This is a genomic window from Pseudomonas argentinensis (assembly GCF_001839655.2).
Classification (GTDB): Bacteria; Pseudomonadota; Gammaproteobacteria; order Pseudomonadales; family Pseudomonadaceae; genus Aquipseudomonas; species Aquipseudomonas argentinensis_B.
This window is the reverse complement of sequence record NZ_CP056087.1, coordinates 2,805,281-2,819,927: the sequence shown is the minus strand read 5'-3', so window position 1 is coordinate 2,819,927 and position 14,647 is coordinate 2,805,281. Positions and strand designations below refer to the sequence as shown.

12 protein-coding genes are annotated in these 14,647 nt (G+C 65.0%); 2 read left to right on the top strand and 10 right to left on the bottom strand.

The window, feature by feature from the left end; genetic code table 11:
• The first annotated feature begins 392 nt into the window (after positions 1 to 392).
• Positions 393 to 1,328: a hydroxymethylglutaryl-CoA lyase gene (locus SA190iCDA_RS12455; RefSeq protein WP_070888316.1), complete on the top strand. Its 936-nt coding sequence runs from the start codon at positions 393 to 395 to the stop codon at positions 1,326 to 1,328.
• 116 nt (positions 1,329 to 1,444) lie between these two features.
• On the opposite strand, the gene SA190iCDA_RS12450 is transcribed toward SA190iCDA_RS12455, so the two are convergent.
• Genes SA190iCDA_RS12450 through SA190iCDA_RS12435 form a run of 4 tightly spaced genes read right to left on the bottom strand, consistent with a single transcriptional unit; the run spans position 1,445 to position 6,088 of the window.
• A complete protein-coding gene (locus SA190iCDA_RS12450; RefSeq protein WP_070888315.1) occupies positions 1,445 to 2,971 on the bottom strand; it encodes a DHA2 family efflux MFS transporter permease subunit in 1,527 nt (508 codons plus the stop codon).
• Between the two features lies 1 nt (position 2,972).
• On the bottom strand, positions 2,973 to 4,166 hold the full coding sequence (locus SA190iCDA_RS12445; protein ID WP_070888314.1) for an efflux RND transporter periplasmic adaptor subunit: 1,194 nt from the start codon (positions 4,164 to 4,166) through the stop codon (positions 2,973 to 2,975).
• A gap of 9 nt (positions 4,167 to 4,175) precedes the next feature.
• The gene (locus SA190iCDA_RS12440; RefSeq protein ID WP_170834011.1) at positions 4,176 to 5,621 is read right to left on the bottom strand and encodes an efflux transporter outer membrane subunit; all 1,446 of its coding nucleotides are present in this window, start codon (positions 5,619 to 5,621) and stop codon (positions 4,176 to 4,178) included.
• Positions 5,621 to 6,088: a MarR family winged helix-turn-helix transcriptional regulator gene (locus tag SA190iCDA_RS12435; RefSeq protein ID WP_070888313.1), complete on the bottom strand. Its 468-nt coding sequence runs from the start codon at positions 6,086 to 6,088 to the stop codon at positions 5,621 to 5,623. The genes SA190iCDA_RS12440 and SA190iCDA_RS12435 overlap by 1 nt, the downstream gene beginning before the upstream one ends.
• A gap of 371 nt (positions 6,089 to 6,459) precedes the next feature.
• Between SA190iCDA_RS12435 and SA190iCDA_RS12430 the strand changes: the two genes are divergently transcribed.
• A complete protein-coding gene (locus SA190iCDA_RS12430) occupies positions 6,460 to 7,665 on the top strand; it encodes an ISL3 family transposase (RefSeq protein ID WP_329610183.1) in 1,206 nt (401 codons plus the stop codon).
• A 62-nt stretch (positions 7,666 to 7,727) separates the two neighbouring features.
• Here SA190iCDA_RS12430 and SA190iCDA_RS12425 read toward each other — a convergent pair whose 3' ends face one another.
• From SA190iCDA_RS12425 to SA190iCDA_RS12400, 6 genes are all read right to left on the bottom strand, one after another.
• Complete coding sequence (locus SA190iCDA_RS12425; protein ID WP_070888211.1) at positions 7,728 to 8,723, bottom strand: TRAP transporter substrate-binding protein; 996 nt, start codon at positions 8,721 to 8,723, stop codon at positions 7,728 to 7,730.
• Positions 8,724 to 8,841: 118 nt separating this feature from the next.
• The gene (locus SA190iCDA_RS12420) at positions 8,842 to 9,666 is read right to left on the bottom strand and encodes an HpcH/HpaI aldolase/citrate lyase family protein (protein WP_070888212.1); all 825 of its coding nucleotides are present in this window, start codon (positions 9,664 to 9,666) and stop codon (positions 8,842 to 8,844) included.
• 162 nt (positions 9,667 to 9,828) lie between these two features.
• Entirely contained in the window at positions 9,829 to 11,031 is a 1,203-nt protein-coding gene (locus SA190iCDA_RS12415) for a CaiB/BaiF CoA transferase family protein (protein ID WP_070888213.1), read from the bottom strand.
• A gap of 80 nt (positions 11,032 to 11,111) precedes the next feature.
• Positions 11,112 to 12,464, bottom strand: a complete 1,353-nt coding sequence (locus tag SA190iCDA_RS12410) for an MmgE/PrpD family protein (protein WP_070888214.1) — start codon at positions 12,462 to 12,464, stop codon at positions 11,112 to 11,114.
• Positions 12,465 to 12,474: 10 nt separating this feature from the next.
• Positions 12,475 to 13,638: an acyl-CoA dehydrogenase family protein gene (locus tag SA190iCDA_RS12405; protein WP_070888215.1), complete on the bottom strand. Its 1,164-nt coding sequence runs from the start codon at positions 13,636 to 13,638 to the stop codon at positions 12,475 to 12,477.
• Positions 13,639 to 13,717: 79 nt separating this feature from the next.
• Positions 13,718 to 14,545, bottom strand: a complete 828-nt coding sequence (locus SA190iCDA_RS12400) for an FAS1-like dehydratase domain-containing protein (protein ID WP_070888216.1) — start codon at positions 14,543 to 14,545, stop codon at positions 13,718 to 13,720.
• Positions 14,546 to 14,647: the final 102 nt, after the last annotated feature.

Genomic DNA, 14,647 nt, shown 5'->3' with positions numbered 1-14,647 from the left:
ACAACGCGAAGCTTGTCCACCAACACCCATGTCCATGGCAGACATCTGCAGCCCATCCACGATCGCAATGGTGGATGAAAAGAGCGTCATCCACCCTACCCAACTTCAAGCGGCAAGCCTCAAGAAAAAGGGCTCCAAGCTTTTACTCGCCGCTTGTAGCTACTCCCGAGGACTACCCATGAACAAACGCCTCTATATCGTAGGGTGGACAACGCGAAGCTTGTCCACCAACACCCATGTCCATGGCAGACATCTGCAGCCCATCCACGATCGCAATGGTGGATGAAAAGAGCGTCATCCACCCTACCCAACTTCAAGCGGCAAGCCTCAAGAAAAAGGGCTCCAAGCTTTTACTTGCAGCTTGCGGCTTGCAGCTCTCCTGAGGACTACCCATGAACAAACGCCTCTATATCCAGGACGTCGCCACCCGCGACGGCTTCCAGATCGAAGCGGCCTTCGTGCCCACCGAAGCCAAGGTCGCGCTGATCGACAGGCTGTCCCGCACCGGACTGGCCAAGATCGAAGTCACCTCCTTCACCTCGCCCAAGGCCATTCCCAACCTGCGTGATGCCGAAGACGTGATGCGCGGCATCCAGCGCGTGCCGGGCGTGGAATACACCGTGCTGGTGCCCAACGTGCGCGGCTGCGAGCGGGCGTTGTCGTGCGCGGTGGACGAGATCAACCTGGTGATGTCGGCCAGCGACACCCACGGCCTGGCCAACCTGCGCATGACGCCGGAGCAGTCGCTCGCGCAGTTTCGCGAGATCATCGAGGTCACCCGTGGCAGCGGTGTATTCATCAATGCATCGCTGTCGACCACCTTCGGCTGCCCGTTCGAGGGCGAGGTGGCGCAAACCCGCGTCCATGAGCTGACGGAGCGCCTGCTCGACCTCGGCGTGCAGGGCGTGACCCTGTGCGACACCACCGGCATGGCCGATCCCAGCCAGGTCGAGCGTATCTGCCGCGAGTCGCTGCGGCGCTGGCCCGAGGCAGTGTTCACCGCGCACTTTCACAACACCCGTGGCATGGGCCTGGCCAATGCCCTGGCGGCGCTGAACGCCGGCATCGACCGCTTCGACGCCTCCCTCGGCGGCCTGGGCGGCTGCCCTTACGCACCGGGCGCAAGCGGCAATATCTGCACCGAGGACCTGGTGCACATGTTCCAGCGCATGGGGCTGCAGACGGGGGTGAATCTGGATGCGCTGCTGGCTGCCGCGGCCACCCTGCCCGAGCTGATCGGCCACGAGGTGCCCGGCGCGATCCTCAAGGCCGGCAAGTCGGACCGTCGTTACCCGAAACCGAAATGGATGAACGAAGCAGGCGCCTGATCGAACGCCCATAGCCTAGGGTCGAGCGCGGCAATACCCAGGAAACCAGCCCCGGGCATCACTTCGTTCAACCCGGGCTACCTGGGCAGGGTCACCACGACGCCTGCAGGCAGTCATCAATGCCCGCCGCCTGCCTCTGCCCCCTTGGCCGAGAACGGCGGCTTGGCCAGGTAGATGATCAGGATCAGGCCGAAGAACAGCCAGCCCATCAGGGTGAAGTAGTCCACCGTGGAGAGCATGTAGGCCTGGCTTTCCACCACCTGGTCGATCTGCAGGTAGGCCGATTGCGACGCACCGCCAAGCTGCTCCAGGTACTGGTGGGTGGCCGGGTCATAGGGCGTGACGTGCTCGGTGAGCTGGGCGTGGTGGTAGATCTCCCGGCGGTGCCAGACCCAGGTGGTCAGCGACGAAGCGAAGCTGCCGCCCAGCACCCGCAGGAAGGTGGCCAAGCCGGAGCCGTCGGCGATGTCCTTGGGCGGCAGGCTGGAGAGCAGGATGCTGGTGGTCGGCATGAAGAACAGCGCGATACCCAGGCCCATGAATACCTGCACCTCGGCGATATGCCGATAGTCCACCTCGGTGTTGAACGAGGCGCGCATGAAGCACGAGGCGCCGATCACCAGGAACGAGCCGCCGGCCAGCAGGCGCAGGTCGAACTTGTGGGCGTACTTGCCCACCAGCGGCGACAGGAACAGCGGCAGGATGCCGATCGGCGCCGCCGCCAACCCCGCCCAGATTGGCGTATAGCCCAGCTGGGTCTGCAGCCACTGGGGCAGCAGCAGGTTGATGCCGAAGAAGCCCGAGTAGCCGAGCACCAGCGCCAGGGTGCCGAAGGTGAAGTTGCGGTACATGAACAGGCGCAGGTTGATGATCGGGTGCTGGTCGGTCAGCTCCCAGATCACCAGGGCCACCAGTGCGACCACCGAGATGGCGGTACCGATCTGGATGAAGGTCGACTCGAACCAGTCCAGGTCGTTGCCCTTGTCGAGCACCACCTGCAGCACGCCGACGCCCAGCATCAGCAGCATCAGCCCCACGTAGTCGATGGGCTGGTGCACGGTGGTTTCCGGGCGGTTGCGCATCTGCGTCCACACCACCAGGGTGGCGAGGATGCCGATCGGCACGTTGATGAAGAAGATCCACGGCCAGCTGTAGCTGTCGGTGATCCAGCCGCCGGCAATCGGCCCGATGATCGGCGCCACCACGGTGACCATGGCCAGCAGCGCCAGGGCCATGCCCCGTTTGGCACTGGGAAAGATCGCCAGCAACAGCGTCTGCGCCATCGGGTACAGCGGGCCGGCGACCAGCCCCTGCAGGGCGCGGAACACCACCAGCTCGGGCATCGAACGGGCGATGCCACAGAGAAACGAGGTGATCACGAACAGCACCACCGCGGCGAGAAACAGCTTCACCTCGCCGAAGCGCCGCGCCAGCCAGCCGGTCAGCGGCAAGGCGATGGCGTTGCACACGGCGAACGAGGTGATCACCCAGGTGCCCTGCTCCGAGCTGACGCCCAGGTTGCCGGAGATGGTCGGCAGGGCGACGTTGGCGATGGTGGTGTCGAGCACCTGCATGAAGGTCGCCAGGGAGATGCCGATGGTGGCCAGCAGCATGCTGGCCGGGCGGAAATTGGCGTCGCTCATGTCAGCCCTGCTTCGCCTGGGCGGCACTGGCGTTCTGCGGGCCATTGGCGTGGATGATCCGCTCGATCAGCGCGTCGGCCTCGCCCAGCGGTGCGTCGTAAACGGCGGTGCTGAAGCGCGCCTGCTCGGGCATCTGGGTGGTGAGCTGGGCGCCACTCTGGTCATGGAGGTCGACGGCCACCGTGGTGGACAGGCCGATGCGCAGCGGGTGCTTGTCCAGCGCCTCGTCGTCCAGGCGGATACGCACCGGCAGGCGCTGCACGATCTTGATCCAGTTGCCGCTGGCGTTCTGCGCTGGCAGCAGCGAGAAGGCACTGCCGGTGCCCACGCCGAGGCTTTCCACGTGGCCCTGGTAGGTCACGTCATCGCCGTACAGATCGGCCTCGACGGTCACCGGCTGGCCGATGCGCATCTCGCGCAGCTGGGTTTCCTTGAAGTTGGCGTCGATCCACACCTCGTGCAGCGGCACCACCGCCATCAGCGCCGCGCCGGGCTGGATGCGGCTACCGACCTGTACCGAGCGACGCGCCACGTAACCGCTGACCGGCGCCACCAGGGTGCTGCGGGCATTGTTGAGAAAGGCCTGGCGCAGCTGCGCGGCGGCGCTCTTCACGTCCGGGTGGGAAGCGATCACGGTGTCGTCGACCAGCGCCTGATTGGTATCCAGTTGCTGCTGGGCGGAAGTCAAGGCGCTCTGCGCGCTGTTCAGGGTGTCCTGGGCGTGGGCCAGCTCCTCGCGGGAAATCGCACCCTTGCTCGCCAGGGTCACGCGGCGCTGGTAGTCGGCCTTGGCGCGTTGCACGTCGATCTTGCGCGAGGCCACCTGGGCCTTGTAGCTGTCGACGTTGCTGTACAGCCCGCGCACCTGGCGCACCGTACGCGCCAGGTTGGCCTCGGCGCTCTGCTGGGCCACCTGGGTGTCGGCCGGGTCAAGCCATACCAGGGGCTGGCCGGCCTCGACATAGTCGCCGTCGTCCACGGCGATACGGGTGACGGTGCCGGTGATCTGCGGGGTGATCTGCACCAGGTTGCCGCCCACGTAGGCGTCGTCGGTCTCTTCATAGAAGCGCCCGTACAGCTCGTGGTAGGCGAAGATGGCCGCGCTGCACAGCACGACGATGATGCCGAGGCCAATCAGCAGGCGTTTGCGCTTGCCCGAGTTCGGGTTGGCGGCGTTGGCTTGAGAGTCGGTCATGGCGGGTACTCAGCGTGCGGAAGTGGATGATTGGACGGGCGCTTCGAAGCCGCCACCCAGGGCTTGCATCAGCAACACCGAGGCGTCGATACGCTCGGCACGCAGGCTGGCCAGTTGGCGTTCGCTCTGCAGCAGTTGCTGCTCGACGCTTAGCGCATCGAGATAGTTGCCGATGCCGTCGGCATAGCGCTGCATGGCAATGTCGTAGGAGCTGCGGGCGATGTCGCGGGCCCGCTGCTGCTGCGCGATCTGCTGCTCCAGGGAGCGAATGCGGCTGATGCCGTCAGCGATATCACCCAAGGCGCCGACCAGGGTCTGGTTGTACTGGGCCACGGCCACGTCGTAATCGGCGTTGCGCCCAGCCAGTGCAGCGCGGCGGGCGCCGCCGTCGAAGATCGGCAGGCTCAGGGCCGGGCCAACGCTGAAGAAGCGGCTGGCACCGCCGAACATGGCATCACCGAGCAGCGACTTGCTGCCGGCTGCCACGCTCAGGTTGAGGTTGGGATAGAAGTCCGCCTTGCTGGCGTCGATGTCGCGGGTGGCGGCCTCGACGCGCCAGCGCGCGGCAACCAGGTCGGGGCGGCGACCGAGCAGTTCGGCCGGCACGTTGGCCGGCAAACTCACCGCCGTGGGGGCGATCAGTTGCGGCCTGGGCAGCGTGGCGCCACGGTCCGGCCCCTGGCCGAGCATCGCCGCCAGGCGAATGCGTGCGCTGTCCACCTGCTGGGTGGCGGCGGTCAGGCTGGCTTCGGCGGCGGCTTCCAGGCTCTGGGTCTGTTGCAGCTGGTATTCGCTGTCGAGGCCGGCATCGACCCGGCTGCGGGCCAGGTCGAGCATGTCGCGGCTGCGCTTGAGGTCCTGCTCGGCAAGATCCTGGGTAGCGTAGGCCAGGCCGAGGTCGTTGTAGGCGCGGGTGACCTCGGCGGCCAGGGTCAGGCGCGCGCCCTGGCGATCCACCTCACTGGCGCGGGCGCGGCCCAGGGCTGCTTCCCAGGCAGCACGATCGCCGCCCCACAGGTCGAAGTGGTAGCCACCTTCCAGTGACAGGCTGCGCAGGGTGCCGTAACGGCCGCCCTGCCCGCTGGGATCATCGACCCGGGCGGAGCGTGAGCGGGTGACATTGGCATTGGCATCCAGGTTCGGCTGGCGCTGCGCATCGGCAGCCAGCACCGCGGCATTGGCCTGGCGGGCGCGGGCATCGGCGACCTGCAGATCCGGGTTGCTGCGCAGGGCTTCTTCGATCAGCGCATCGAGCTGCGTGTCGCCCAGGCGGTTCCACCAGTCGCTGGCCGGCCAGGCGGCCGGCGACAGGTTGCCGGTGAAGGTCTGCCCTTGCAGGCTGGCGGCGTCGAGGGTGTGGCCTCTGGTGTGCAGGCCGTCCTGGGAGGCACAGGCGGCCAGCAACAGGGCGCTGAAAATCAGCGACAGGGGGGTACGCAACGGCATGGTGTTCATCATTCTCCTGGCAGCTCTGGCAAGGCGCCGGCGGCCATCAGCATTTTTTTCAACAGGCGTTGGAATTCGTCGAGTTCGGCGCGGCTCAGGCAGCCGGTCAGCTCATTGGTGGCGTCGGCGGCGATCTGCGGCACCCGCACGCCAAGGGCATTGCCCGCGTCGGTGAGGGTGAGGCGCACCTGGCGGCGGTCCTCATGGCTACGCTCGCGGGTGAGCAGGCCCTTCTGTTCCAGACGGTCGAGCATGCGGGTCATTGCCCCGCTGTCTAGGCTGAGCAGGCGCACCAGGTCGGCAGGCGTGCTGGCACGGCTCTGGCTGATCAGCAGCACCACCTTGAACTGCGCGGCCGTCACGCCGTGATCCACCAGATGGCGCTCGAGCATGCGGTCCTTGAGCTGATTGATCAGCGCGATCAGATGGCCGGGTGAGTGCTGCAGCGAGAATCGCTCGCGGTCGAAATGCGGCATGAGAATTACCTGCCCAGGCAGTGAATGCCCTGCAGATTACTGCCCAGGCAGCGATCAACCCAATTACATTTCGTAATACTTGTTATCAATTTCAGAAATACTTTGAAATATTCGGAGGTACTGAAATGACTGGCTAGGGCTGGCGGGGGTTCAGGGGATTTATGGGGGGCGATGGGATACGAGGAGGAGTCTGCGAGATGCGCCAAGGTGAGCGAGGGGATGGCAAGGCAGTTGAATAGCCGGACCTAGCGCAGCTGGTTTATGCGCATAAAAAAGGTTCTTCACGGAATCCCGGGAAACACAGAAACAAGAACGCCGATTTGATTGATGATGTTCGTGCGAGCAAACACATCTACCAAACCGGCGTTCTTATGCGCGATATTAATACTTTCCTTCCTTTTTGGGAGGGCTTTTCTGTCGTCACGATCAAGCCTGATGGCGACGCGCTTCAGATCGAACTGATTCCCCACGCCACCCGATTCCCTTCCTGTGGCGGCTGCCAAAAGCCCTGTTCAACCACTCATGAGTATTGCGAACGAACCATTCGCGATCTGCCGATTCTCGGCCGTGCGGTGCGCCTCAGCGTGTTGCTCAGGCGGGTGGGCTGTCGTGACTGCGGCAAGCGCATGGAGGCTGTCAGTTGGCTGGACCGCTATGCCCGCATGACGCGCCGCTTAGCCGAGGCAGTCATTCAAGCCTGCGAGCGCCTTCCCACGCTACACGTGGCTCAGATGTTCGGGCTGCATTGGGACACCGTTCGGTTGCTGGAGCGTCGAGCCTTGCAAGCGGCGTTGAGCGTTTTGCCAAAGGCGCAACCGCGACGCCTAGTGATGGACGAGTTCGCCCTTTTCAAAGGTCATCGTTACGCCAGTGTGGTGCTGGATGCGGATACCCGGCGAGTGCTGTGGATCGGTGAAGGCCGCAGCCGAGCGGCAGTCAGGCCTTTCTTCGAAGAACTGGGGCCAGAGGGTTGTGCTCGAATCGAAGCGGTGGCGATGGACATGAACACCGCTTTTGACCTGGAGGTTCGTCAGCACTGTCTCAACGCGAGAGTGGTCTACGACCTCTTCCATGTGGTGGCCAAATATGGCCGAGAGGTGATTGATCGGGTCCGCGTCGACGAGGCTAACCGGTTGCGCCACGACAAGCCTGCCCGCAAGGTCATCAAGCAGGCGCGATGGCTATTGCTGCGCAATCCGCAGAACTTGAAAGCGCCGGAACAACAGGTCCGTCTGGAGGACCTGCTGGCCGCCAACCAAGCGTTGATGACGGTCTATTTGATGAAGGCTGAACTCAAAACACTCTGGACGCCGAGTACTGCCTGGGCCTGGCGATCGGCCTGGAAGCAATGGCTGCGCCATGCCCAGGAAAGCGAACTACCGGCTCTGATCCAGTTCGCCAAACGACTAAAGACTTACTGGCGGGGCATCATCAGCCGGGTTCGCTGGCCGATGCACACCGGTCAGTTGGAAGGAATAAACAATCGAATAAAGGTGATCAAGCGGATGGCGTACGGTTACCGGGATAGCGAATTCTTTTTCATGAAGATCAAGAGCGTCTTTCCCGGCAATCCGTGATGAACCATAAAAAAGCCGCATCCTGGAGGATGCGGCCGTTGACCTAGCGAACCCCAGGGTGATCACTGCGCCTGGTTGGACGCCTCGGCCGCCTTGATCAGATCGGCGCCAATATCGCTTTCGAACTTCTTCCAGACCGGGCGCATGGCTTCGCGCCATTGCTCGCGCTGCTCCGGGGTCAGCTGGATGATCTCGCTGGTGCCGGCCTTGACGATGGCCGCGCGGGCCTCCTTGTTGAGGTCATCGGCCTGGCGGTTCACCTCGGCGGTAACCTCGACCATGATCTTGTCCAGCTCGCTGCGTACATCCTCCGGCAGGCCGCTCCAGAACTTGGTGTTGGTGATCACCATGTAGTCGATCAGGCCGTGGTTGGACTCGGTGAAGAACGGCTGCACCTCATGGACCTTCTGGCTGTAGTAATTCGACCAGGTGTTCTCGGTGCCGTTGACCACGCCGGTCTGCAGGCCCTGGTAGACCTCGGCGAAGCTCATCTTGCGCGGTGCGGCGCGCAGCACCTTGAACTGCTCGTCGAGCACCGCCGACGCCTGCACGCGGAATTTCAGGCCGCGGGCATCCTTGGGCTCGTGCATCGCCTTGTTCGAGGACAGCTGCTTCAGGCCGTTGTGCCAGTAGGCCAGGCCGGTGATGCCCTTGCCCTCCATGCTGGTCAGCAGCGCCTTGCCCTGCTCGCTGGCCTGAAAGCGGTCGACCGCCTCCATATTGTCGAACAGGAACGGCAGATCAAAGATCTGGATGGGCTTGGCGTAGTGCTCGAACTTGGCCAGCGAAGGCGCCAGCAACTGCACGTCGCCGAGCAGAAGCGCTTCCATCTCCTTGCCATCGCCGAACAGCGAGGAGTTCGGGTACACCTCGACCTTGACCCGGCCGGGCAAACGCTCCTCGGCGAGCTTCTTGAACAGCAGCGCGCCCTGCCCCTTCGGCGTGTGCTCGGCAACCACGTGGGCGAACTTGATGCTTATCGGATCGGCGGCGTGCAACGCGCCAGCCACGGAAAGTGACACAGCGCAGACCAGCGCCTTGAGAGAAAGCTTGAGCATGGAGTGACCTCATCTTGTTGTTGTTGGTAGGTAGAACTCTGTTTACAACCGCGCCTGCTTCGGCGGAATTCGGCATTGTGCAAAGGCCCATTCGGCCGTGCCGAATGGGCCCGCGCCATCAGCCCGTATCGCCGGCGCGGGCGACGATGCGCCGAGCGCGCCCGACTACCGGTGCATCGACCATCTGCCCGTCGATCACGAACACCCCGTCACCGCCCTCGCCGGCCCTCAGCACGCGGTGCGCCCAGTCGAGCTCTTCGGCCGAAGGCGCCAGGGCCCCGTGGACCACGGCAACCTGGCTGGGATGGATGCACAGCAGGCCGCCGAAGCCCATGTCGCGGGCGTCCCGGCTGGCGCGGTCAAGGCCGGCCTGATCCTGAATCGCCGGAAACACGCTATCCAGCGGTGCGGCCAGATTGGCCAGGCGGCTATGCAACAGAACGGCGTAGCGCGCCTGATCGAGCAGGCGCTCGGCTGCCGGGGTGCCGCTGTTCAGGCCAAGGTCCAGGCCCAGATCCAGGCCGCCGAAGGACAATCGCTCGACCCCGGGCGCCGCGGCGATGGCCGGCAGTTCGTAAAGACCACGGGCGCTCTCGATGATCGGCCAGACCGGCTTGCCGGCCTCGGCCACACGAGCCACCTGGGCGGCGCTTTCCACCTTGGGCAGCAGCACACCGATGACTCCGGCATGGCGCTGGCACAGCGCAATATCCTCGGCATGGCCGGCGTGCTCGGGCGAGTTGATACGCACCAGCAGGCGCGCCTCGGGATTGCCTGCCAGGAAACGCTCGAGGTTGTCGCGGGCTTCGACCTTGAGGCTTTCCTGCACCGCATCCTCGAGGTCGACGATCACCGCATCGGCGCCACTGGCCAGGGCCTTGGGGATGCGCTCGGGTCGCGAGGCGGGAACGAACAGCGCGGTACGGATGATGGAGGTCGTCATGGCATCGGCTTCCTGACGTGAAATTCGTTAATTGGTAAATGGTGGGCTGAAGCCCACCCTACAATTCGCGCAGGCCTGCCGTAGGGTGGGCTTTAGCCCACCAATTGACAGCGGCACCATTGCACAGGGGATGGGCCACGCACGACCTGTCGCGAACAGCTCTCAAACCGCCCCGCTCACCTTCAGGCCGGCTATCTGCGCCTCGCCGTAGCCCAGCTCGGCCAGCAGCGAGTCGGTGTGCTCGCCCAACGCCGGCACGGGGTCCATGCGCGGGCTGAAGGCGCTGTTGCTGCCCGGTGGCAACAAGGCAGGCAGGCTGCCGGCGGGGCTGTCGACCTGACGCCAGCGGTCACGGGCCTTGAGCTGTGGGTGGGCCCAGACGCCGGCCATGTCGTTGACGTGGGCGTTGGCGATCTGCGCCTGTTCCAGCCGTTCGATCACCTGTTCGGCGCTCAGCGCAGCGAAGGCTTCATTGATAATCGCGCGCAGCGTTTCCCGATTGGCCGAGCGCTTGAAGTTGGCCGAGAAGCGCTCGTCCGTGGCCAGCTCCGGCTGCAGCAATACCCGCTCGCAGAACGCCTGCCACTCGCGCTCGTTCTGCAGGCCGAGCATCACCGTGCCGCCGTCGCCCGCTGGGAAAGGGCCGTAGGGGTAGATGGTCGAGTGGGCGGCCCCGGCACGCGGCGGCGGCGTGGCACCGTCGTACGCGTAGTACAGGGGATAGCCCATCCACTCGACCAGGCTCTCGAGCATGCTCACGTCGATGCGGCTGCCCAGGCCAGTCCTGCCGCGCAGCAGCAGGGCCGAAAGGATATTGCTGTAGGCATACATGCCAGCGGCGATATCGGCGATGGAGCAACCGGCCTTGGCCAGCTGATCCTCACCCGCGCCGCCGGTCACCGACAGAAAGCCGCCCTCGCTCTGGATCAGCAGGTCGTAGGCCTTTTTCTTCTCGTAGCTGCCGCCCTCGCCGTAGCCGGAGATGTCGCAGACGATCAGCTTCGGGAAGCGCTCATGCAGCGCCTCGAACGACAGGCCCATGCGCACCGCAGCGCCAGGTGCCAGGTTCTGCACCAGCACGTCGGCCTTGGCCAAAAGGCTATCGAGCACCTTGGCGGCATCGTCCTGCTTGAGGTCCAGGGTCAGGCTTTCCTTGGAACGGTTGGTCCACACGAAGTGCGAGGCCAGGCCGTTGACGCGCTCGTCGTAACCCCGGGCGAAGTCGCCACTGCCGGGGCGCTCGACCTTGATCACCCGGGCGCCCATATCGGCGAGCTGACGGGTGCAGAACGGCGCGGCGATGGCATGTTCCAGGCTGACCACGGTGATGCCGTCCAGTGGCCGGGGTTGTTGTGGGTTGTTCATATGCAGTTCCCTGTTCCGTAGGGTGGATCGGGACGCGTAGTCCGCGCTTTACCGATCCACCGGAAAGTCGAAGCGAGCCGTCAGGCCAGGTGGCTCAATTCATCGGTCTGGCGCAGGCGCCAGACCCTGGCGATCAGCTCGCCCGCCTCATCGCTGCTGCGTTTGCCGGCAAAGGCCAGCAGGCGACGGAACTTGTCTTCCAGCTCCAGGCGGCTGAGGCTGTTGCCGGGGTCACCCTTGGGCTCGTCGATGGCGCCATGCAGGGTGCGACCGTCAGTGGTGAGCACCTCGACCCGACCCAGCCAGCGCGCCGGATAGGCGCCGTCCACCTCGGGGTCGAGGCGCATGCTGACCTTGTCGCGAAAGGCAGCTACGTTGGCATCGGTCAGCGACAGGTTGGCGAATTCGCTGAGCTGCGCCTTGCCATGCACGGCGATCAGGCCGAGCACGGTGCCCATGGAGAACTTGGCCTGGTGCACGGTCTGCGGCACCACCACGCGACCGAGCACGTCGATGGCGCCCTGGTGCACATGGGTGATGACCCTGGCGATATCGTCATGGCGCAGGCCCTCGCGCCACATCAGGTCGAGCAGTGCATCGGCAGCCGGGTGGGTATGCCGGCACGAGGCGTGGAACTTGAACGAGGTTTCCGCCAACGCCCAGCGGCTGCCGAGGCGATCCGCCAGCCTGCTCGGGTCGGCATCGCTGGACATGCCGGCGGCCATGCCCTGCTCGCCTTCGAGAATGTTCTGCGCACCGGTGAGGCCCTGGGCGGTGAAGTAGGCGGCGAGCAGACCATCGGCGGCGGCCTTGGCGGTGTGCAGCTGCTTGGAATCGGCGGCGTCGCGCAGGAACTCCCAGAGCCCAGCGGCCTGGGTACCGGCATTGCCCAGCAGATGCACGAACTGCTGCCTGTCGAAGTCCAGCAACTTGCCCACGGCCACGGCGGCGGCCAGGGTGCCGACCGTGGCCGTGGTGTGGAAGATGCGGTAGTGCGAGCGGCCGAGGAATTCGCCGATGCGGATGCCCGCCTCGTAGCCGGCCACCGAGGCCAGCAACAGCTCGCGACCGGACTTGCCCAGGTCCTGCGCGGCCGCCAGGGCCGCCGGGAACACCACGGTGGCCGGGTGCAGCACCGAGCTGTTGTGCAGGTCGTCCTGCTCCACCAGGTGGGATGACGCGCCGTTGACCAGCGCCGCGAAGTACGCCGAGGTGCCACGCCCATTGACCAGGATGCGCGCCGGGCCATCGGCCGGGCCCATCTTCTGCGCGTAAGCTTCGAACAGCGGGATCGGCCGCGCGCCTTCACTGGCCAGGGCCGAACCGAGCCAGTCGAGAAACAGGTCTTCGGTGCGATCCAGCACGTGGCCGGGAATCTGCTCGTAGGAAAGTTCAGCGAGGAACGCGGCCAGTTGCTGAGTATGTGTGCTCATGGTCGAGACCTCAGAAGCTGCGCGGCAGTTCGAGCAAGTGCTCGGCCACGTAGGACATGATCAGGTTGGTGGAGATCGGCGCCACCTGATACAGGCGGGTCTCGCGAAACTTGCGTTCGACGTCGTATTCGTTGGCGAAGCCGAAGCCGCCGTGGGTCTGCAGGCAGGCGTTGGCCGCCGCCCAGGAAGCCTCCGCCGCCAGGTACTTGGCCATATTGGCGCTGGCCCCGGCATTCTCGCCGCGGTCGTACTGCTCGCAGGCGCGCCAGCGCATCAGGTCGGCGGCCTCCACTTCGATATGGGCCTTGGCAATGGGGAACTGCACGCCCTGGTTCTGGCCGATGGGCCGGCCGAACACCACGCGATCACGGGCGTAGGCGCTGGCCTTCTCGATGAACCAGCGCCCGTCGCCGATGCACTCGGCAGCGATCAGCGTGCGCTCGGCGTTCAGGCCGTCGAGGATATAGCGAAAGCCCTTGCCCTCCTCGCCAATCAGGCTGCTGGCGGGGATTTCCAGGTTGTCGAAGAACAGCTCGTTGGTTTCGTGGTTGACCATGTTGGCGATCGGCTGCACGGTCAGGCCGTGGCCGATGGCCTCACGCAGGTCGACCAGAAAGATCGACATGCCTTCGGACTTCTTCTTCACCTCGGCCAGCGGCGTGGTGCGCGCCAGCAGGATCATCAGGTCGGAGTGCTGAATACGCGAGATCCACACCTTCTGCCCGTTGATCACGTACGTGTCGCCCTGGCGCACCGCGGTGGTCTTGATCTTGGTGGTGTCGGTACCGGTGGTCGGCTCGGTGACGCCCATGGACTGCAGGCGCAACTCGCCGCTGGCCAGCTTGGGCAGGTAGTAGCTCTTCTGCTCGTCACTGCCGTTACGCAGCAGGGTGAACATGTTGTACATCTGCCCGTGGATGGTGCCGGAGTTGCCGCCGCAGCGGTTCACCTCCTCGAGGATCACCGAGGCCTCGGCCAGGCCCAGGCCCGAGCCGCCGTACTCCTCCGGGATCATCGCCGACAGCCAGCCGGCTTCGGTCATGGCCGCCACGAAGGCTTCGGGGAACCCCTTTTCCTCGTCGATCTTGCGCCAGTACTCGGCGGGGAATTCGGCGCAAAGGCCGCGCACGCCTTCGCGGATGAAATTCAGCTCTTCGTTCTGTTCCGGGGTCATCTTGATTCCTCGATTCTTGTTGTTTTCGCGGCCGATATCGGTGGATCGGTGAAGCGCGATCCACTCTACCTAGGCTCAATCATTCGAATTCCACCTCGGCCTGCTGGGCCATGCCCGCGGCGTTACCCGCCCACAGCTGCGCCCTGCCCGGCTCATTGATGCGCCCGGCCACCTCGAACGGCTCGGGCGCCACCAGCGGGCGCAGGCCGCGATAGGCGAAACGGCGCAGCCGCGCCTGGGGCTGGGCGCGGCAGAAGGCGCGCAGGTTCAGGGTGGCGATCAGCGGGCCGTGCACCACCAGACCGGCGTAGCCTTCGGTGTCGGTGACGTAGGGCCAGTCGTAGTGGATGCGATGGCCGTTGAAGGTCACCGCGCTGTAGCGAAACAGCAGGGTCGGGCTTGGCACCACGGCCTCGCGCCAGTCACTGGCCGGCAGCGCTTCGCCGGTGCCGCGCTTGGGCGGGCTGGGCTCGCGGTAGACGATGTCCTGCTCCTCGCGGATCGCCAGCTCGCCGTCCTGCAGGTAGTCGTGCTGCACGGTGACGAACAGCAGTGCGCCGGTGCGACCATGCTTCTCTTCGATGTGCTTGATGGTCGATACCCGGGTGGCCTCGCCGCCGACGCGCAAGGGCGCGATGAACTCGAGGCGACCACCGGCCCACATGCGATTGCGGTTTTCCGCCGGCGGCAGGAAGCCACCGCGGGCCGGGTGCCCGTCACCGCCCAGGCCGCTTTCGGCGATGGGCTCCTGGAAGAACGCCCAGTGCCAGAGCGGCGGCAGCGCCTCACCATGGGCGGGGGTGTCTTCGCCCAGGGTCGCGGCGATGCGCTTGACCAGATTGCGGCTCAGCTGGTCGTGGGCTTCTTCGGTGCGGCCAATCCAGGCGGCGAAAGCAGAGTCACTCATGGTCGATTCCGGCTTGTTCTTGGAGTGCAGGCAGGATGCAAGCCGATGAACGTTCCGAGAATCCGCATTTATTTAATCCGGCGTTTGGATATGCTGAACGCC